Annotated in this window: 16 protein-coding genes; 10 read left to right on the top strand and 6 right to left on the bottom strand. The window is 64.5% G+C overall.

Going from position 1 to position 19,406, the window contains the following annotated elements; translation table 11 throughout:
- Positions 1–97: 97 nt before the first annotated feature.
- The 6 genes from rho to N2602_RS00825 all read left to right on the top strand — a co-directional run bounded on the left by rho (position 98) and on the right by N2602_RS00825 (position 8,073).
- The gene (rho, locus tag N2602_RS00850) at positions 98–1,363 is read left to right on the top strand and encodes a transcription termination factor Rho (RefSeq protein ID WP_011083462.1); all 1,266 of its coding nucleotides are present in this window, start codon (positions 98–100) and stop codon (positions 1,361–1,363) included.
- A 310-nt stretch (positions 1,364–1,673) separates the two neighbouring features.
- Positions 1,674–3,026, top strand: coding sequence for a tRNA uridine-5-carboxymethylaminomethyl(34) synthesis GTPase MnmE (gene mnmE / locus N2602_RS00845; protein WP_260381467.1), 1,353 nt, complete (start codon positions 1,674–1,676; stop codon positions 3,024–3,026).
- Between the two features lie 459 nt (positions 3,027–3,485).
- Complete coding sequence (mnmG, locus tag N2602_RS00840; RefSeq protein ID WP_260381466.1) at positions 3,486–5,366, top strand: tRNA uridine-5-carboxymethylaminomethyl(34) synthesis enzyme MnmG; 1,881 nt, start codon at positions 3,486–3,488, stop codon at positions 5,364–5,366.
- 23 nt (positions 5,367–5,389) lie between these two features.
- The gene (rsmG, locus tag N2602_RS00835) at positions 5,390–6,163 is read left to right on the top strand and encodes a 16S rRNA (guanine(527)-N(7))-methyltransferase RsmG (protein ID WP_260381465.1); all 774 of its coding nucleotides are present in this window, start codon (positions 5,390–5,392) and stop codon (positions 6,161–6,163) included.
- A 20-nt stretch (positions 6,164–6,183) separates the two neighbouring features.
- Positions 6,184–7,050: a ParA family protein gene (locus N2602_RS00830; protein ID WP_260381464.1), complete on the top strand. Its 867-nt coding sequence runs from the start codon at positions 6,184–6,186 to the stop codon at positions 7,048–7,050.
- A gap of 135 nt (positions 7,051–7,185) precedes the next feature.
- Positions 7,186–8,073: a ParB/RepB/Spo0J family partition protein gene (locus N2602_RS00825; protein WP_260381463.1), complete on the top strand. Its 888-nt coding sequence runs from the start codon at positions 7,186–7,188 to the stop codon at positions 8,071–8,073.
- 132 nt (positions 8,074–8,205) lie between these two features.
- On the opposite strand, the gene holA is transcribed toward N2602_RS00825, so the two are convergent.
- From holA to leuS, 3 genes are all read right to left on the bottom strand, one after another.
- Positions 8,206–9,234, bottom strand: a complete 1,029-nt coding sequence (gene holA / locus N2602_RS00820; RefSeq protein ID WP_260381462.1) for a DNA polymerase III subunit delta — start codon at positions 9,232–9,234, stop codon at positions 8,206–8,208.
- A 129-nt stretch (positions 9,235–9,363) separates the two neighbouring features.
- On the bottom strand, positions 9,364–9,915 hold the full coding sequence (gene lptE / locus N2602_RS00815) for an LPS assembly lipoprotein LptE (protein ID WP_172787832.1): 552 nt from the start codon (positions 9,913–9,915) through the stop codon (positions 9,364–9,366).
- Positions 9,902–12,541, bottom strand: a complete 2,640-nt coding sequence (leuS, locus tag N2602_RS00810) for a leucine--tRNA ligase (RefSeq protein WP_172787833.1) — start codon at positions 12,539–12,541, stop codon at positions 9,902–9,904. The genes lptE and leuS overlap by 14 nt, the downstream gene beginning before the upstream one ends.
- Positions 12,542–12,729: 188 nt before the next feature.
- Here leuS and N2602_RS00805 point away from each other — a divergent pair, with 188 nt between their 5' ends.
- Positions 12,730–13,776: a GGDEF domain-containing protein gene (locus N2602_RS00805; protein WP_260381461.1), complete on the top strand. Its 1,047-nt coding sequence runs from the start codon at positions 12,730–12,732 to the stop codon at positions 13,774–13,776.
- Positions 13,777–13,860: 84 nt separating this feature from the next.
- On the opposite strand, the gene N2602_RS00800 is transcribed toward N2602_RS00805, so the two are convergent.
- Positions 13,861–15,564, bottom strand: a complete 1,704-nt coding sequence (locus N2602_RS00800) for a diguanylate cyclase domain-containing protein (protein ID WP_260381460.1) — start codon at positions 15,562–15,564, stop codon at positions 13,861–13,863.
- Between the two features lie 108 nt (positions 15,565–15,672).
- Here N2602_RS00800 and N2602_RS00795 point away from each other — a divergent pair, with 108 nt between their 5' ends.
- A complete protein-coding gene (locus tag N2602_RS00795) occupies positions 15,673–16,362 on the top strand; it encodes a YggS family pyridoxal phosphate-dependent enzyme (protein ID WP_212257859.1) in 690 nt (229 codons plus the stop codon).
- A gap of 139 nt (positions 16,363–16,501) precedes the next feature.
- Here N2602_RS00795 and N2602_RS00790 read toward each other — a convergent pair whose 3' ends face one another.
- Positions 16,502–17,071, bottom strand: a complete 570-nt coding sequence (locus tag N2602_RS00790; RefSeq protein ID WP_260381459.1) for a L,D-transpeptidase — start codon at positions 17,069–17,071, stop codon at positions 16,502–16,504.
- Positions 17,072–17,272: 201 nt separating this feature from the next.
- Between N2602_RS00790 and N2602_RS00785 the strand changes: the two genes are divergently transcribed.
- Both N2602_RS00785 and N2602_RS00780 read left to right on the top strand, forming a co-directional pair.
- Positions 17,273–17,959 (top strand): response regulator transcription factor, encoded by a 687-nt coding sequence (locus tag N2602_RS00785; protein WP_008142830.1) that lies wholly within the window; start codon positions 17,273–17,275, stop codon positions 17,957–17,959.
- 58 nt (positions 17,960–18,017) lie between these two features.
- On the top strand, positions 18,018–18,461 hold the full coding sequence (locus N2602_RS00780) for a cyclic nucleotide-binding domain-containing protein (RefSeq protein ID WP_018646009.1): 444 nt from the start codon (positions 18,018–18,020) through the stop codon (positions 18,459–18,461).
- Positions 18,462–18,522: 61 nt separating this feature from the next.
- On the opposite strand, the gene xth is transcribed toward N2602_RS00780, so the two are convergent.
- On the bottom strand, positions 18,523–19,338 hold the full coding sequence (xth, locus tag N2602_RS00775) for an exodeoxyribonuclease III (protein ID WP_260381458.1): 816 nt from the start codon (positions 19,336–19,338) through the stop codon (positions 18,523–18,525).
- Positions 19,339–19,406: the final 68 nt, after the last annotated feature.

Genomic DNA, 19,406 nt, shown 5'->3' with positions numbered 1-19,406 from the left:
GCCAGACCTGCGGACCTTACCTGCACCTGCTCGCGTCCGCATTTCACAGCCACCTCGCACCCCCCTCTTTTTCAGGTTACCCCACAGGACCACCCCAATGCGGGAAATCAAACTCCAGGACCTCAAGTCGAAAACCCCGGCCGAGCTCGTCTCGTTCGCGGAAGAGAACGGGGTCGAAAACGCCAGCACCATGCGCAAGCAGGAGCTGCTGTTCGCCATCCTCAAGCAGCTCTCGCTGGCCGAGACCGATATCGTCGGCGAGGGCGTCGTCGAGGTGCTCTCCGACGGCTTCGGCTTCCTCCGCTCGCCCGATGCGAATTATCTGCCGGGTCCGGACGATATCTACGTTTCGCCCTCGCAGATCCGCCGTTTCGGCCTGCGCACCGGCGACACCATCGAAGGTCATATCCGCAGCCCGAAAGAGGGCGAGCGCTACTTCGCGCTGCTGAAGGTCAACACGCTCAATTTCGAGGACCCGGAAAAGGCCAAGCACAAGGTCAATTTCGATAACCTCACGCCGCTGTTTCCGAATCAGCGTTTCCGCATGGAGATCGACGATCCGACGCGGAAAGACCTGTCTGCACGCGTGATCGACATCGTTGCGCCCATCGGCAAGGGCCAGCGCGCATTGATCGTGGCGCCGCCGCGGACCGGTAAGACCGTGCTGATGCAGAACATTGCGCACTCGATCACCCACAACCATCCCGAATGCTATTTGATCGTGCTCTTGATCGACGAGCGTCCGGAAGAAGTCACGGACATGCAGCGCTCGGTGAAGGGCGAGGTGGTGTCCTCGACCTTCGACGAGCCGGCGGTGCGCCACGTTCAGGTCGCCGAGATGGTGATCGAGAAGGCAAAACGCCTGGTCGAGCACGGCCGCGACGTCGTGATCCTGCTCGATTCGATCACGCGCCTCGGCCGCGCCTACAACACCGTGGTGCCGTCATCCGGCAAGGTGCTGACCGGCGGTGTCGACGCCAACGCGCTGCAGCGCCCGAAGCGCTTCTTCGGCGCGGCCCGCAACATCGAGGAGGGCGGCTCGCTGACCATCATCGCGACGGCGCTGGTCGATACCGGCAGCCGCATGGACGAAGTCATCTTCGAAGAGTTCAAGGGCACCGGTAACTCCGAGCTGATCCTGGACCGCAAGGTTTCGGACAAGCGCACCTTCCCGGCGATCGATATCTCGCGCTCCGGCACCCGCAAGGAGGAGCTCATCACCGATCCGCAGGTGCTCAAGAAGATGTACGTGCTCCGCCGCATCCTCAATCCGATGGGTACGATGGACGCGATCGACTTCCTGCTCGACAAGCTGCGCTCGACCAAGAGCAATTCGGAGTTCTTCGACTCCATGAACACCTGAGTTGCACTGCAGCAAGATCAGAGGGCGCCTTCGGGCGCCCTTTTTGTTGCGGCTTTGCTGCAGCATAGTGCAGCATGAATGGTATCAGCCACCGGAGCTCGGGCATCTTTTAATCTATTGATATCTTACAATAATACTTGAATTTCCGCCGGCCTGTCTCCTGCGCGGGGGCGCATTCTTGCAGCAAAAATGCTGCGAGACGATTGCGATGCAGCATAAGTTGTTGCGAGATCTGGTGCGGCAAAATCCAGCCGCTGGCCAGGCTGAAAACGGATGTTTGCCTTTTCACCGGCAGCCGCACAAATAGGCCATGCATCCGCGAGACCAGACCATCTTTGCGCTGTCATCCGGCCGGGCGCCCAGCCCGATCGCGGTGGTGCGCGTCTCCGGCTCGCAAGCCGGCCTGGTGCTGACGACGCTTGCGGGCCGGTTGCCGGCGCCGCGACAGGCGAGCCGGCGGCTGCTCCGGGACGGCGCAGGCCAGCCGATCGACGATGCGGTCGTGCTCTGGTTTCCGGGACCGGCCAGCTCGACGGGCGAGGACATTGCCGAATTTCACGTCCATGGCGGCCGGGCGGTGCTGGCGGCGCTCTTCGCCGCTTTTTCAGATATTCCGAATACGCGCGCGGCGGAGCCCGGCGAGTTCACCCGGCGCGCCTTCGAGAATGGCAAGCTCGACCTGACCGAGGCCGAGGGGCTCGACGACCTCATTCACGCCGACACCGACCGCCAGCGCCGCCAGGCGCTGCGCCAGCTGCAGGGCCTGCTCGGCGACCGCGCGCGCGACTGGCGCGAGCGCATCATCCAGGCCTCCGCGCTGATCGAGGCCGGCATCGATTTTTCCGATGAAGGCGACGTGCCCGCGGAGCTGAGGGCGCCGGCAGTGAAAGCGATCAAGGCGCTTCACGACGAAATCGCAAAAGTGCTTGCGGCACAGGGACATTCCGAACGGCTGCGCGATGGCCTGGTGGTTGCGATCGCGGGCGAGCCGAATGTCGGCAAGTCGACGCTGATCAACCAGCTGGCGCGCCGCGAGGTCGCGATCGTCTCGCCGCATGCCGGCACCACGCGGGACGTGATCGAGGTGCAGCTCGATCTAGACGGTTATCCCGTCACGGTGATCGACACCGCCGGCATCCGCGAGACCGACGATCCTGTGGAGCAGGAAGGCGTGCGCCGGGCCCGCGCGCGAGCGGAGGACGCCGATCTGGTGCTGTGGCTGGTGGAGGGTGGGGACGCCGTCGATCCAGAGGCGATGCGGTCGTTGAGGAAATCCGAAGACGATCGATCCAGTAGCTCGGTCTGGATCGTACGCAACAAGATCGATCTCGGCGGGGCCGGGGGTGCCGAGCCGGCAGGCGAGTTCGGGATCTCGGCCAGCCGTGGCGACGGCATCCCTGAACTGGTCGACGCGCTGGTGAGATTCGCTTCCGAGTTCTTCGGCACCACCGAGGGCGCCATGGTGACCCGGGCCCGCCAGCGGGACTTGTTGAGCCGGGCCTCAGACAGCTTGCGCCGAAGTCTGGACCTTGTAGAAGACGGCGAGGAGCTCGCGGCCGAAGAGCTGCGAGCGGCGGCCTATGCCTTGGGCCGGCTCTTGGGCCGCGTGGACGTTGAGGACGTCCTTGGTGCCATCTTCCAGAAATTCTGCATCGGAAAGTAGGGCTAGTATTTGATTCTAGAACTAGCGCTTGTTCCATTTCTTCTGTTTCACGTGAAACACGGGCGCTCCTCGCTTTGTTTACGTGAAACGCCGCTCTCTCCCCGTCATTGCGAGGAGCCCTTGCGACGAAGCAATCCAGACTGCCTCCCTCCACGAGATCCTGGATTGCTTCGCTGCGTTCCAATGACGGATTATGACGCGGTACGTGGCGCCCCCCCCCCGACTAGCGGCTACGGCGGCGCGGTGAGGGCACGTGACAGGATGTCTGGTCGAGCATCGCTCGGCCCAGGAGCGTATTTGTTTCACGTGAAACACCAGATGGATCAATGCACCTCCTACTGTGCACGGGGTTGTTTTCGCGAAAATGGTTCCGACTTGGGGCTTGCGCCTGTTTCACGTGAAACGCCGCTCCCGAGTTTCCACTTCCGGCTTTCCCAGCTCTGAGCTAGAAGTCCGTCCATGCGAACAGAGCGAGAGAGTTTCGACGTCATCGTCATTGGCGGCGGCCACGCCGGCTGTGAAGCCGCGGCTGCCGCTGCCCGGATGGGTGCTACGACCGCTCTGGTGACGCACCGTTTCTCCACGGTTGGCGCAATGTCCTGCAATCCCGCCATCGGTGGGCTCGGCAAGGGCCATCTGGTCCGCGAGGTCGATGCGCTCGACGGTTTGATGGGCCGTGTCGGCGATGCCGGCGGCATCCAGTTTCGCGTTCTCAATCGCCGTAAGGGCCCCGCCGTGCGTGGCCCCCGGGCTCAGGAAGACCGAAAGCTCTACGCGGCGGCGATGCAGGCGGCGATCCGAGAGACCGAAGGCCTCTTCGTCATCGAGGACGAAGCCGACGAGCTGATCGTGGTCGATAACCGGGTGACCGGCCTGCGTCTGGCCGATGGCCGTGAGCTTCGGGCAGGGGCGGTTGTCGTCACCACCGGTACCTTTCTCCGTGGGCTGATTCATCTCGGTGAGAAGAACTGGCCCGCCGGCCGGGTCGGCGAGGCGCCTGCGTTGGGCCTTTCCAGCTCTTTCGAGCGCGCCGGCTTTACCCTCGGACGTCTCAAGACCGGCACTCCGCCGCGTCTCGACGGCACCACGATCGACTGGTCGGCGGTCGAGATGCAGCCCGGCGACGAGCCGCCGGAGCCGTTTTCGGTGATGACCGAGCGGATCACGACGCCGCAGATCCAATGCGGGATCACCCGGACCACGCCGGCGACCCATGAGGTGATCCGGGCCAATGTCCATCGTTCCCCGATGTACTCCGGCCAGATCAAGAGTTCCGGACCGCGTTATTGTCCCTCGATCGAGGACAAGATCGTCCGCTTCGGCGACCGCGACGGCCACCAGATCTTCCTGGAGCCGGAAGGGCTCGACGATACGACCGTCTATCCCAACGGCATTTCGACCTCGCTGCCGGAGGAGGTCCAGCTTGCGATCCTTGCCAGCATTCCCGGCTTGGAGCGGGTGAAGATGGTCCGCCCCGGCTATGCCATCGAATACGACCACATCGATCCGCGCGAGCTCGATCCGACCCTGCAGACCAAGCGTCTGCGCGGGCTGTTCCTGGCCGGGCAGATCAACGGCACCACCGGATATGAGGAAGCCGCCGGGCAGGGCATTGTTGCTGGCCTGAATGCGGCGCTTTCCGCCAGCGGTGCCGCGCTCACCGTGTTCGATCGTGCCGACGGCTATCTCGGTGTGATGATCGACGACCTCGTCACCCGCGGGATCAGCGAGCCCTATCGGATGTTCACCTCGCGCGCCGAGTACCGGCTGACCCTGCGGGCCGACAATGCCGATCAGCGCCTGACGGAGAAGGGCATCGCGCTGGGATGCGTCGGCAGCGCCAGAACCCGGCATCATCGCGCCAAGATGGATGCGTTGAACGCCGCCAGGACGCTCTCGAAGTCCCTGACCATTACCCCGAACGAGGCGATCAAGCACGGGCTGTCGCTGAACCGGGATGGCCAGCGCCGTTCGGCTTTCGAGCTGATGGCCTATCCGGAGATCGGCTGGAGCCAGGTCCGCGCGATCTGGCCGGAGCTGTCGGCCGTCGATCCCGTCATCGCCACCCATCTCGAAATCGACGCCAAGTACGACGTCTATCTGGAGCGCCAGAGCGCCGACGTCGAAGCCTTCCGCCGCGACGAGGGCATGGTGCTGGCGGACGTCGATTACCAGCTCGTTCCCGGTCTCTCCAATGAAGTGCGTGCCAAGCTGGAGAAGGCACGACCCTTCACCGTCGGCCAGGCCGGCCGCATCGACGGTATGACGCCGGCGGCGCTCGGCATTCTCGCGGCCTATCTGCGCCGCGAGGCACGAAAGACTTCCAAAGCAATCGCATAAAGCCAATCGCATAGGCGTTTCACGTGAAACAGCGCGGATCGGGCGGGGATCGACCGCCAACGCGACGACCCGGAGCGGGCGAGGGCGCTGGGCGCCGAATGGAGGCGGGATCGGTCAGCCCAACGGCCAGCAAGGCCGTTGCCAACGACAAGGCGCTCGATTCCATCATCGCCGCCGACAAGACCGCGGCCCTCAAGCTCGCGCCCGTTTCACGTGAAACCGAGGAGCGACTTGATCGCTACATCGCGCTGCTGCGGGAGTGGCAGGCCAAGACCAATCTGGTCGCGCCCTCGACCTTGCCGCAGCTCTGGACCCGGCACATCGCCGACTCGCTTCAGCTGATCGATCTCGCGCCGGCCGCAAAGCGCTGGGCCGATCTCGGCAGCGGTGGCGGATTTCCCGGGGTCGTGCTCGCCTGCGCCATGGCCGGCACACCTGGCGCGAGCGTCCATCTCGTCGAGCGAATTGCCAAGAAGGCCGCCTTTTTGCGCGAAGCGATCCGCGTCACCACATCTCCGGGAGTCGTACATCTCGCTGAGATCGGGGATAATGTGGATAGAATCACCGGCCCCGTCGATTGCGTCACCGCGCGTGCACTGGCTCCGCTACATCAACTCATCGGCTTTGCGGAGCCGCTGATGCGCCAGGGCGCAAAGGCGTTATTTCTCAAGGGTCAAGATGTAGAGGCTGAATTGACCGAAGCCGCTAAATATTGGAATATTCGGCCGCAGCTCTACCAAAGCCGCACGGGCGACGGGTGGATCGTGGAGCTCAATGCCGCCGAACGGCGCGGCTGAGGGGTGATTGGGGAATCGCGATGAGCGTGATTGACGAACCGCAGCAAGAACAGACGGCCCAAAAGACCGATGAGGTCCCCCATGGCCATCCGCGCATTCTCGCGCTGGCGAATCAAAAAGGCGGTGTGGGAAAAACAACCACAGCGATCAACCTCGGCACGGCGCTCGCTGCGATTGGCGAGCGCGTCCTGATCGTCGATCTCGATCCGCAGGGCAACGCCTCGACCGGCCTCGGCATCGATCGCCGCAACCGCTCCTGCTCGACCTATGACGTGCTGATCGGTGAAGCGCCTCTGCGCGAAGCCGTGGTCTCGACCGCGGTGCCTCGGCTGCACATCGCACCCTCGACCATGGACCTCTCCGGCCTCGAGCTCGAACTCGGCACCACGCCCGGTCGCGCCTTCAAGTTGCGCGACGCGATCGGCGCGCTCAACAACAACGTCTCACCTGACGCCGACTACACCTACGTGCTGATCGACTGCCCCCCCTCGCTCAACCTGCTCACGGTCAACGCGATGGCGGCGTCGGATGCGATCCTGGTGCCGCTGCAGTGCGAGTTCTTCGCGCTCGAAGGTCTGTCGCAACTCTTGCAGACCGTCGAGCAGGTGCGCTCGACGCTCAATCCGAACCTGTCGATCCACGGCATCGTGCTGACCATGTTCGACTCGCGCAACAACCTGTCGAACCAGGTCGTCGCCGACGTCCGCCAGTTCATGGGCGAGAAGGTCTACAAGACCATGATCCCGCGCAACGTGCGCATCTCGGAAGCGCCGTCCTATGGCAAGCCGGTGCTGGTCTATGATCTCAAATGCGTCGGCAGCGAAGCCTATTTGCGGCTTGCCACCGAAGTGATCCAGCGCGAGCGCGAGCTGCGCACGACGCATTGACGCTCCCGTAGGGTGGGCAAAGGCGTTTTCCGTGCCCACCGTCTTCCGCACACAATCGGTGGGCACGCTTCGCTTTGCCCACCCTACGATAATTCAGTTCTGGAGTGCTGCACCGTGAATCCAAGGGAGCTGGCGATGGCCGATGAAGCGCGTTCGCGACTGGGCCGGGGTCTTGCAAGTCTGATCGGTGACGTCGGCGGCGAGGCCCAGCATGTCGATCGTCCGCGCGCGCAGCGCAAGGTGCCGATCGAATTCATCAAGGCCAATCCGCGCAACCCGCGTCGCACGTTTTCGGACACCGAGCTGAAGGAGCTCTCCGACTCCATCAAGCAGCATGGCGTGATCCAGCCGATCGTGGTGCGGCCCGTGAAGGGCGCGCAGGATCGCTACGAGATCATCGCCGGCGAACGACGCTGGCGCGCCTCGCAAATGGCCGGCCTGCACGAAGTGCCGATCGTGCCGGTCGACATCAGCGACAGCGACGCGCTGGAATTCGCGATCGTCGAGAACGTCCAGCGCGAGGACCTCAACCCGATGGAGGAGGCGCAGGCCTATCACGCGCTCGCCAACGAGTTCAAACGCAGCCAGGACGACATTGCCAAGGTCGTCGGCAAGAGCCGCAGCCACGTCGCCAACATGATGCGGCTGACCAAGCTGCCGGCGGAGGTGCAGGCCTTCATCGCGACCGGCGAGCTGACGGCCGGCCACGCCCGCGCGTTGATCGGCGTGCCCGATCCGCTCGCCGCCGCCAAGCGCATCGTCGAGGAAGGTCTCAACGTCCGCCAGGCCGAGGCGCTCGCGCACGAAGAGGGCGTGCCAGAGCGCAAGCCGCAGAAGGCGCGCGCCAGCGGGGGCAAGGAAAAGGACCCCGACACGATCGATCTGGAGAAGCGCGTCAGCGACGCGCTCGGCCTCAAGGTCACCGTCAACCACCGCGATCCCGGCGGCTCCGTGCAGATCAACTACCGCAACCTCGATCAGCTCGACGAGGTGATGAAGCGGCTGGCCAAGGGCGCGCTGTAGCGCCATTTTCACGTCACTCTCTCCACACGTCATTGCGAGGAGCGCCAGCGACGAAGCAATCCAGAATCCTTCCGCCGAGGGACTCTGGATTGCTTCGCTCCGCTCGCAATGACGTGGCGAGAGAGCGGGGGCCTATCCCCGCCGCTTCGCGTTCGCGGCGATCGCCATCAGCGCGCGCTGGGCGATGGCGGCGGCGAGGGTGGACTGCTTGCGGGTGTCGAGCGCGGCGGTTGCGAGCTGCTCGATCACAGCGGCGAGCCGCGCCGGGCTGAAATTGCGCAGCGCGGATTCGACTGCAGGCTTTCGTGAAAAATGCAGGCGCGGATAGCCGCCCTCGAGTACGGCGGAGGCAGGCTGGCCGTCGGCGATGGCGAGCGCGGATTTGTGCAGCCACGCGGCCTGACGCTGTGCGGCGGAGATGATCACGCCGGGATAGGTCCCGGCGATCATCGCCTTTGCAAACTCGGTCTCGACGATATCGGGCCGCCCGGCGAAGGCGCCGTCGACGATCGGATCGAGCTTCAGCTCGGAGGCATCGGCGACCACGGCCATGACGTCATCCAGCGTGACCTCACCCTTGCCGTGGGCGTAGAGCGTCAGCTTGCGCAGCTCGTTACGCGAGGCCTGGCGGTCGCCGCCGAGGAAGGACATCAGCGCCGCGCGGGCGTCCTGCGCGATCCGCAAATTCGCGATGCGCAGCTCGTCGTCCATCAGTTTGGCAAGATCGCGCTCGGTGTCGGGATAGCAGCCGATCGCGACCGCCGTCTTGGCCTTCTCGCAGGTCTTGCGCAGCGGCGATTCCGGGCGGAGCTCGCCGGCCTCGATCACGATGCGGCAATCCTTCACGTTCATCTCGGCCAGCGTCTCGATGCCGCTGGCAAAGCTGCGCGAGCCGGCGCGAACGCGGATGGCGCGGCGGCCGCCGAACAGCGGCACCGTCATCGCCTCGTCGACGAGGCGCGACGGCTCGGCGGAGAGCTCGTCGCCGTCGAGCTTGACCAGCGAGAACGGGTCGTTGGGATCGTCGACGCTGGACGCGATCAGCGCATCGGCGCGCTCGCGCACCAGACCGGCATCAGGACCGTAGAGCAGGATGATCGGACGGCCCGCATCAGGGCGGGCGAGGAAGGCGTCGATCTCTTTTCCACGCAGTGCGACCATTGGGGCTAACCGTCGTTCCGGGCGCGCGTGGCGCGAACTACGGTGCGCAATTGCGCACCAGAGAATCCAGAGGTTTGGGATCGAGATTCCGGGCTCACGCTTCGCGTGCCCCGGAACGACGGGAGCGAACTACGTGCCCGCAGTGAAGAACGAGGCGAGCCGGGTCGTGATGTTCTCGGCGATCTCGTTGGCGGCGCGATCCTCGGCATCGCGTACGGCGCGGGTGCGCGAGAAGCGCTGATAGGAGCCGGGCATGTCGTAGGACACGCGCGAGAACGTCGAGCCGTTCATCACCGACCGGCCGGTCGCGACGTCGATCAGATTGTACTGGGCGTCGATGCCGAGATTTTCGCTGGTCGGCAGTCCGGTCATGGAGCTGACGATCAGCGAGGAGCGGCTGGTGGTGAAGCGGATGTCGAGCCGGTGGGTCGGCGGCATGCCCGTCGCGGTGCCGTAAAGCTTGAAGGCCAGCGCGTTGCGGATCTCGACGCCGACGCGGGCCTCGCGGGAGGCATTGGACTTGTTGATCGGGGGCAGCTCGACCCCCATCAGCTTCTCGCGCAGGCCTGGGGTGCCGTCGCTGCGCTCGGCATACATCGGCTGGAAGCAGCCGGCCGTCAGCGCCGCCAGCGCGGCGACTGCCAGCAAGCGGGCTGCGATACGGATCCTAGCCGACAACATTCACGATCCTCTTGGGGACGATGATCACCTTGCGGACGGGCTTGCCGTCCAGGGCCAGCTTTACCGCATCGAGGGCCAAAACGGCAGCCTCGATTTCCGGATTTTGGGCCGCTGTTGCAACTGTGACCTCACCCCGCTTCTTGCCGTTGACCTGGACCACCAGGGTCACGCTGTCTTCAACCAGCAAATCGCGTTCGATTTGGGGCCAATCGGCCTCCGAAACCAGCCCCTTTCGGCCAAGACCATTCTTGAAAAGCACCTGCCAGCACTCCTCGGCCAGATGCGGCATCATCGGCGAGAACAGCTGGACCAGGATCTGGCTGGCCTCCTGGATCGCCCAGGCGAGATCAGGGGCGGGCTGGCCGGGCCGCTGGAGCACCTCCGAGAATGCATTGGTGAATTCGCGGATATGGGCCAGGCAAACGTTGAAATGCAACCGCTCGATGCCGGTGGTGACCTTGTCCAGCGCGCCGTGGGCGGCCTTGCGCAAAGCGGTGGCGTCCGGGCCGAAGCTGGCCGGCCGGGCCGCGGGCGCAGCCTTGCCGAGTTCGACGGCATCGTTCACCAGCCGCCACAGCCGCTGCACGAAGCGCGAGGCGCCCTGGACGCGCTCGTCGCTCCAGATCACGTCGCGGTCGGGCGGGGAGTCCGACAGCATGAACCAGCGGGCGACGTCGGCGCCATAGGTCTCGATGATGTCGTCGGGGTCGACCGTGTTCTTCTTCGACTTGGACATCTTCTCGATCGGGCCGATCGCGATGTCTTCGCCCGTCGTCAGCAGCGTGGCGCGCCGTCCGTTGCCGCCGACCTCGACCTTCACCTCGGCCGGCTGCACATAGGTGCCGTCGGCCTTCTGGTAGGTCTCGTGCACCACCATGCCTTGCGTGAACATCCCGGCGAACGGCTCGTCCAGCGCGATGTGCCCCGTCGCCTTCATCGCGCGGGTGAAGAAGCGGCTGTAGAGCAGATGCAGGATCGCGTGCTCGACGCCGCCGATATATTGGTCGACCGGCAGCATCCGGTTGGCGACATCAGGCGTCGTCGGCGAAGCCTCGTTCCAGGGATCGGTGAAGCGCGCGAAGTACCAGGACGAATCCACGAAGGTGTCCATGGTGTCGGTTTCGCGTTGGGCCTTACCTCCGCATTGCGGGCAGGTGACGTGCTTCCAGGTCGGATGATGATCGAGCGCGTTGCCCGGTCTGTCGAAGGTCGCATCGTCGGGCAGCTTCACGGGCAGGTCGGCATCCGGCACCGGCACCACGTCGCACTTCGGACAGTGAATGATCGGAATCGGGCAGCCCCAATAGCGCTGGCGTGAAATGCCCCAGTCGCGCAGGCGGAAATTGACCTGACGCTCGCCGACCGGCGCGTTGCCGCGCAGCTCGGTCTCGAGCCGTTTCGCCACCTCTTCCTTGGCCTCGTCGATGGTCATGCCGTCGAGGAAGCGCGAATTGATCATGCGGCCGTCACCGTCATAGGCGGTGTCGGTGATGACGAAGCTCTTCGGGTCCTGACCTTCCGGGCATACGACGGGCGTGTTGCCGAGATTGTACTTGTTGACGAAGTCGAGGTCGCGCTGGTCGTGTGCGGGGCAGCCGAAGATGGCGCCGGTGCCGTATTCCATCAGCACGAAGTTGGCGACATAGACCGGCAGCTTCCAGGAGGGATCGAATGGGTGCACCGCGCGGATGCCGGTATCAAAACCCTGCTTCTCCGCGGTGTCGATGATCTCCTGTGCGGTGCCGATCTTCTTGATCTCGGCGATGAACTCGGCAAGCTTCGGGTTCTTGGCCGCTGCTGCCTGCGCCAGCGGATGATCCGCCGAGATCGCCATGAACTTGGCGCCGAACAGCGTGTCGGGGCGCGTCGTGAAGATCTTCAGCTCGCTCTCGCCCGCCGGCGTCGTTGCCGCATCCAGCGCGAAGCGGATCAGGAGGCCCTCGGAGCGGCCGATCCAGTTGCGCTGCATCAGCCGCACCTTGTCGGGCCAGCGGTCCAGCCCGTCGAGCGCCGACAGCAGCTCCTGCGAGTACTTCGTGATCTTGAAGACCCACTGGTTCATCTCGCGCTGCTCGACCACGGCGCCCGAACGCCAGCCGCGGCCGTCGATCACCTGCTCGTTGGCGAGCACGGTCATGTCGACGGGATCCCAGTTCACCTTGCGCTTCTCGCGCTCGGCAAGGCCTGCGCGCAGGAAGTCCAGGAACATCTTCTGCTGGTGCTTGTAATAGGAGGGATCGCAGGTCGCGATCTCCCTGGACCAGTCCAGCGACAGCCCGATCGAGCGGAGCTGCTTCTTCATCGCGGCGATGTTGTCGTAGGTCCAGGCCTTCGGCGCCACCTTGCGCTCGATCGCGGCGTTCTCGGCCGGCAGGCCGAAAGCGTCCCAGCCCATCGGGTGCAGCACGTTGAACCCCTTGGCGCGCATGAAGCGGGCCAGCACGTCGCCGAGCGTGTAATTCCGGACATGGCCGATATGGATGCGCCCGGATGGGTAGGGGAACATCTCGAGGACGTAGTATTTCGGCCGCGGATCGTCGTTCTTGGAGACGAAGATCGCCTGCTCGTCCCAGAGGCGTTGCCAGCGCGGTTCGGCATCGCGGGCGTTATAGCGTTCGGAGGTCATGGAATCGTTGGGTTTTCGTGGGTTCGGCCGTCAAGACGGCGGACTAGGCCATAGAAGACCTCGGGGGGTCAATGGGTTGCCGCGTTTTGGAACTTTGGCGACGCCTCCGCATAACTACGAGGGCCCGCGTTGGGGTGTGATTAAGGGGTCAATGCCAATTTGCGGCTCGACAAGGCCGCGTACCGCAAATGGATTCCAGCTTCGACGATCCCGATTACGACTATGCCGCGTCCATTGCTGGGCGGGCGACGCGGAGCATGGCCGAACAGCGGGTTGCGCCGACCCCGGCCAATTTTGCGGTCTGGTACCAATATTTCGCAGGCGGCCACGACGATCTGCGCAACGCAATCGATCTCCTGATCGATCACAATCGTCCGTTCGATGCCCAAACCAATCAGGATCTGTTCGAGACCTACGTCGCGCCCCAGGTGAGTGCCGTCGTGGTCGACACGTCCGAGCGGCTGCAGGCGCTGATGGGGACGGCGAAGGAGTTTCTGGCGACAGCGATCGCTGACAATCATTCGCAGATGCAGGTCATCAGCCAGGTGGCCGACCAGGGCAAGGCCGGCGTCGATCCAAAGCTGCTGGTCGCCCAGCTCATGAACGAGCTGGCGCGGGCCGCCACGCGGGCGACGCGGCTGGAGGTAGGCTTTGCGGAAAAGACCCGCGAGCTCGACGTGATACGCGATTCGCTGTCGCGATCCGAGCAGCGCGCCCGGACCGACACGCTGACGGGGCTGGCGAACCGGCGGGCGCTCGATGAATTCCTGCGCAAGGCGCAGACGACGGCGGAATGGGGCGAGCCGCTCAGCGTGCTGCTGCTCGACATCGATCACTTCAAGTCCTTCAACGACAATTTCGGCCACGGTGTCGGCGACCAGGTGCTGCGCCTGATGGCCAAGGTGCTGCGCGAGAAGGTTCGCGCGCAGGATCTGCCGGCCCGCTATGGCGGCGAGGAGCTGATCGCGGTGCTGCCGGACGCCGATCTGGCCGCCTGCGCCGAGATCGCCGAACGCATCAGGCGCGCAATCGCTGAAGCCACCATCACGCGTCGTTCGACCGGCGAGATCCTGCCCGGCATCAGCGTGTCGATCGGCGTGGCGCAATACCGGGTCGGCGAGACGATCGCGGATCTGATCGAGCGTTGCGACCGCGCGCTCTATCTCGCCAAGGGCGGCGGTCGTAATCGTGTGGTGACGGAGAGCGAGCTCGAGCGGGCCGGGGCTGCGGGGTAAAGCACGATCAGGACAAGTGCGAAGCGGTTTTCCGGAAGGATCATGCGTAGACAACAAAAGGCGCGATGAATCTCGCCGCGCTTTTTAGGCGCTCGCCACCATCATCATCTCGCCCGCGCTGGTTTCGATGGCCTGCACGCCGTGCTCGACGACGTTGTTGCGGCCGCGGTGCTTGGCGGCGTAGAGCGCGGCGTCGGCGGCTTCGATCAAGTCACCTGGGCGCAGGGTCTCGTTCGGCTTGGTCGCAGCGACGCCGATCGAGACCGTGACGATCATGTGGTGCGAGGTGATGTGCGGCAGACAGAGCTTCAGCACGGCCGAACGCACCTGCTCGCCGATCTCGACGGCGCGCGTCACGTCGGTGTTCGGCAGCAGCAGGCAGAACTCCTCGCCGCCGTAACGGGCCGCGAAGCCCATCGTGTCGGCGGCGATGCCGGACAGCGATTCGCCGAGCCGCGTCAGGCAGGAATCGCCTTCGAGATGGCCATAGGTGTCGTTGAACAGCTTGAAATGATCGACGTCGATCATCAGAAGCGCGAGCTCGCTGCCATATTGCTGCGCGCGCATCCATTCGAAATCCAGCCGGCTCTGGAAACCGCGGCGATTGGCGAGGCCGGACAGCATGTCGATCGAAGCCATCACCGTCAGGCGGTCGTTGCTTGCGATCAGCTCGCGCTCGCGCTGGCTCAGCTGCGCGGCCATCGCGTTGAACGCGCGGGCCAGCGGCACGAACTCGGCGGGCAGGCGATTGCGCGCGGCGCGGGCCGAGAGATCGCCCTCGCCGAGACGCTTGGCCATGTCGGCGAGCATCTCGATCGGCTTGATCACGAGCTTTTCGGCGGCGATCAGCGCGCCGAGCAGGACGAACATGAGCACGAAGGCGAGCTGCAGATAGGCGGTGCGGATGTCGCGGCTGACCGCTGCGGACACCTTGTCCTCGTCGATGCTGGCGATCAGACGGGCATTGGTGCCGGCGATGCGGATATAGCTGACGGCGCGGCGGGAGCCGTCGGCGGCGAGGAAGGACAGCGAACCCTCATCCTGATCGGAGCGCAGCGCCTTGTCGGCGATCGCGGACATCAGCGGCATGTGGTCGAGCGGACGGCCGACCGCGCTGTGCTGATCGGCCGGTGCCGCCAGCACGGTGCCCGCGCTGTCGACCAGCACCGCGGTGATGCCGGCGCGACCGCCCAGATTGTTCATGACCTTCGACATCCAGTCGAGATTGACGGTGGCGAGCACGACGGCATCGGCCACACCGCTGAAGGCGGAGACCGGATAAACCGCCATCACCGTCGGCGAGGGCACCGGCCGCGACATGATGAAGTCGCTCAGCACGAAGCGGCCGGTTTCCTGGGCCTGCTGGAAGTACGGCCGGTCGCTGAGATCGAGGCCGACATACATGTTGTTGGTGGCGCATTGGATGCGGCCGTCCTGGCCGGCGATCAGAAGCGTGCGGATCCAGGGGAGGCTCGACGGCAGGCTCGCCCGCAGCACGTCGCAGCTCTTGGTGATTCCGCCGGCGGAGGCGCGGATGAAGGCCTCCGATTTCAGGATAGTCTCGACCGACGAGATCACCTCGCGCTGTGCATCGGCGCTGTGCCTTGCCACAATGGTGAATTCAGCCGCAGCCTGCGCGATCTGCCGCGCGCGCGTGTCTTCGAGGGACCGGATGCGCTCGATCATCAGGGGCGTCACGAGAATCACCGCGAGCAACGCAAGCCGCGCCCGGATTCCGAGAACCTGCTTGAGTTTCGCGCGCTTGCGGTTGAGACTGACGCTTGCCATTTTCGCTACCCACCCCGCGGGCTAAGGTAAAGCGAAGGGTTCAAAAACTGTTTCTTGAACTCGGTAAAATTGGACCTAACGCGGGTTCGGTCACAGCCAAGAGACGTCATGACAGAAGCCAACGCCGCGCCGGTAACCGGCGATTCACCAAATGCGCTCGCCACAGTCGAAGCCGAAATTGCACGCGCCTGCAGGGACGCGCAGCGTGACCGCGCCTCGGTCACGCTGATCGCCGTGTCCAAGACTTTCGCGGCGGACGCAATTACTCCGGTTATCGCCGCCGGACAGCGCGTATTTGGCGAGAATCGGGTGCAGGAAGCCAAAGCCAAGTGGCCGGCATTAACGTCTGCTTACCCCGGTATCGCGCTGCATCTGATCGGGCCGCTGCAATCCAACAAGGCGAAAGAGGCAGTCGCGCTGTTCGACGCCATCCATTCGGTCGACCGTCCGAGCATTTGCCAAGCGTTAGCCAAGGAAATCGAATCCCAGAACAAGCACCCGCAGCTGTTCGTCCAGATCAACACCGGCGAGGAGCCGCAGAAGGCCGGCGTCGCGCCTGGCGAGGCCGATGCCTTCATTGCGAGCTGCCGCGACACCTACGGGCTGACGATCTCCGGGTTGATGTGCATCCCGCCGGTCGACGAGCCCCCTGCCGCGCACTTTGCGCTCACCGCCAAGATCGCCGCGCGCAATGGCTTGACGAATCTCTCGATGGGCATGAGCGCCGATTTCGCGACCGCCATCATGTTGGGCGCCACCCATGTGCGCGTCGGGAGCGCGATCTTCGGGCATCGGTGATAGCCGTAAGCCGGGTCAGGGAGCCATACACGTCCTCGATTTCGTCATTGCGAGCGAAGCGAAGCAATCCAGAGTCCCTCCGCAGAAAGATTCTGGATTGCTTCGTCGCAAGGGCTCCTCGCAATGACGGCGGCGTGCCTCACCCGATGATGATCTTTGTTCGCGGGCCCAGGCGCCGCAGCAATTGCAGCATCGCGGATTTCGTCATGGAGACGCAGCCGGCGGTCGGGCCGAAATTGTCGCGGGCGAGGTGCAGGAACACCGCGCTGCCGCGGCCGGCGATGCGGGGGCGCGTGTTGTGGTCGATCTCGATGATGAAGTCGTAGAGATGATCGCCGCGCTCGAGGCGGTCGCCGCCCTGCCCCTCGCCGAGCCGGATGCTCTGGTTGTAATGGCGATCCCGCGGATCCTCGCACCAGGCGTCCTCGCCGGTGATGATCCGGGCCGGCAGGAATGTCCGGGGACGGCTGTGCCGGTCGCCCCGCCACCACAATTGCCTGGGCCGGAAGCTGCCTCTGGGGGTGCCGCCATCGCCTTCGCGCTTGTTGGCGAGGATGCCGCCTCGCCCCAGCGCAACCGGAATGGTCAGCGCTCCGGCCGTCAGCCAGCCCCGCCGCGGATTACCGGCAGCAGGCTTAACGCGGATCGCCGACAGCGGCCCGGCACGTCGATTCCTGGTGTAACCGACTGAAGCTGCTTTATTTTTCATGTGAACGCGCAATGTCGAATTCATTACAGGACATTCATCAAAACGGCCTGCTATTCTGAGTTAGAGTGCTTCTGGCTTGTGAATCGGTAACAGCCCACTACTTCAACACGAACAACAATAATAACGGCGACCTTAAACTTCCCTCGCGGCTGGGTGCGGCATGGATGCGCGCCGAGCCGGACCCCAAAAGGATGACCCCCCATGGCCAATGCCCGCAAGATCCTGATCGTGGATGACGATACCGATCTGCGCGATACGTTGGTGGAGCAATTATCGCTACACGAAGAATTCGAGGCCTCCGCCGTCGATACCGGCGCCAAGGGCGCCAGCGCCGCGAAGGCCAACTCCCCCGATCTGGTCCTGATGGATGTCGGCCTGCCCGACACCGATGGCCGCGAGGTCGTCCGCTCCCTGCGCAAGGGCGGCTTCAAGGCCCCGATCATCATGCTGACCGGGCACGACACCGATTCGGACACGATTTTGGGCCTGGAATCCGGCGCCAACGACTATGTGGCAAAGCCCTTCCGCTTCGCCGTGCTGCTGGCCCGCATCCGCGCCCAGCTCCGCCAGCACGAGGCCAGTGAGGACGCGGTGTTCTCGGTCGGCCCCTACTCCTTCCGTCCCGGCTCGAAGATGCTGACCGCGGCCAATGCCCGCAAGGTGCGGCTCACCGAGAAGGAAACCGCCATCCTCCGCTTCCTCTATCGGGCCGGCCAGATGCCGGTGTCGCGCGAGACCCTGCTCCAGGAGGTCTGGGGCTACAATTCCGGCGTTACCACCCACACGCTGGAAACCCACATCTACCGCCTGCGCCAGAAGATCGAGAAGGACGCGGCCAACCCGGAGATCCTGGTCACGGAAGCCGGTGGCTACAAGCTGGTGCCGTGATACGCTTCGACGGCGTGCGAATCGTTTTAGATCGCATGCCTTCGAGCCTCGGACCTGAATGTCAATCGACGATGATGTAGCGCTTCTCGAGCGTGTCCCGACACTGCGCCTGTTGGGAGACGCCTCGTTGCGCATGCTGGCGATCGGCTCCGAGCAGCGTGACTTCGTACGCGGCGACGTGCTGTTCAATCTCGGCGACGACGCCGATGCCGGTTTCGTGGTCCAGCGCGGCGCCTTCCGGGTCGAGGACGGCGCCGGCGCCGAAATGATCGCCGGCCCCGGTGCGCTGATCGGCGAGCTCGCGCTGGTGGTGCCGATGAAGCGGCCGTCGAGCGCGATCGCGCTGGAGCATTCCTCCGTCATCCGCGTCGCACGCAGCCTGTTCCAGCGCGTGCTCGAAAGCGATCCCGCCGCGGCGGTGCGCCTGCGCGACGAATTCGCGGTGCGCTCCAGCCAGATCGCGAGCGATATCCTGATGGCGGGCGCGAAGCTGACGAGCTGAGCTCTCTCCGCTCGTCATTCCGGGGCGCGACGAAGTCGCGAGCCCGGAATGACAGGCGGGGCTAAACCTCCAGCGTCACCGTCACGGGGACATGGTCCGACGGACGCTCCCAGCTGCGGGCGTCGCGCAGAATCCTGAAATCCTGCACCGCGTCCTTCAGCGCGCGCGAGACCCAGATATGGTCGAGCCTGCGGCCGCGATCGCCGACGGTCCAGTCGGCGGAGCGATAGCTCCACCACGTATAGACCTTCTCCGACATCGGAATGCGATCGCGCGCGACGTCGACCCATTCGCCGGCTTCGAGCGCCGCCTTCAGCTTCTCGGTTTCGACCGGCGTGTGCGACACGACTTTCAGCAGCTGCTTGTGCGACCACACGTCGTTCTCATGCGGGGCGACGTTGAGATCGCCGACCAGGATGTGGCGATCCTCACCGCGCGGATGCAGCGGCTCGCACGCCGTCATCTCGTCGAGGAAGCGGAGCTTGTGATCGAACTTCTCGTTCGCAACGGGATCGGGAATGTCGCCGCCCGCGGGCACGTAGAAATTATGCAGCACCAGCGGTCTTGCGATGCCCGCCTTGTCGCCGAACGACACCGAGATGTGGCGCGAATCCACCTTGTCGCAGAAGGTGCGGATGTCCTTTGATTCGAACGGGATCTTCGAGACGATGGCGACGCCGTGATAGCCCTTCTGCCCGTTCAGCGCGATGTGCTCGTAGCCGAGCCGCTTGAAGCGCTTCAGCGGAAAGGCGTCGTCGATGCACTTGGTCTCCTGCAGGCAGAGCACCTCCGGCCGCGCGCTCTTGAGAAACTTCGCGACCAGGTCGATGCGCAGCCGCACCGAATTGATGTTCCAGGTTGTCAGGGAAAGACGCATGGGGAATGCGTCTTAGCAAGCTCTCGTAGGGTGGGCAAAGGCGCAAAGCGCCGTGCCCACCGTCTTTT

It is taken from the genome of Bradyrhizobium sp. NC92 (assembly GCF_025200865.1).
In the GTDB taxonomy this organism is placed as follows: domain Bacteria; phylum Pseudomonadota; class Alphaproteobacteria; order Rhizobiales; family Xanthobacteraceae; genus Bradyrhizobium.
This window is presented reverse-complemented; position numbering and strand designations above follow the sequence as displayed.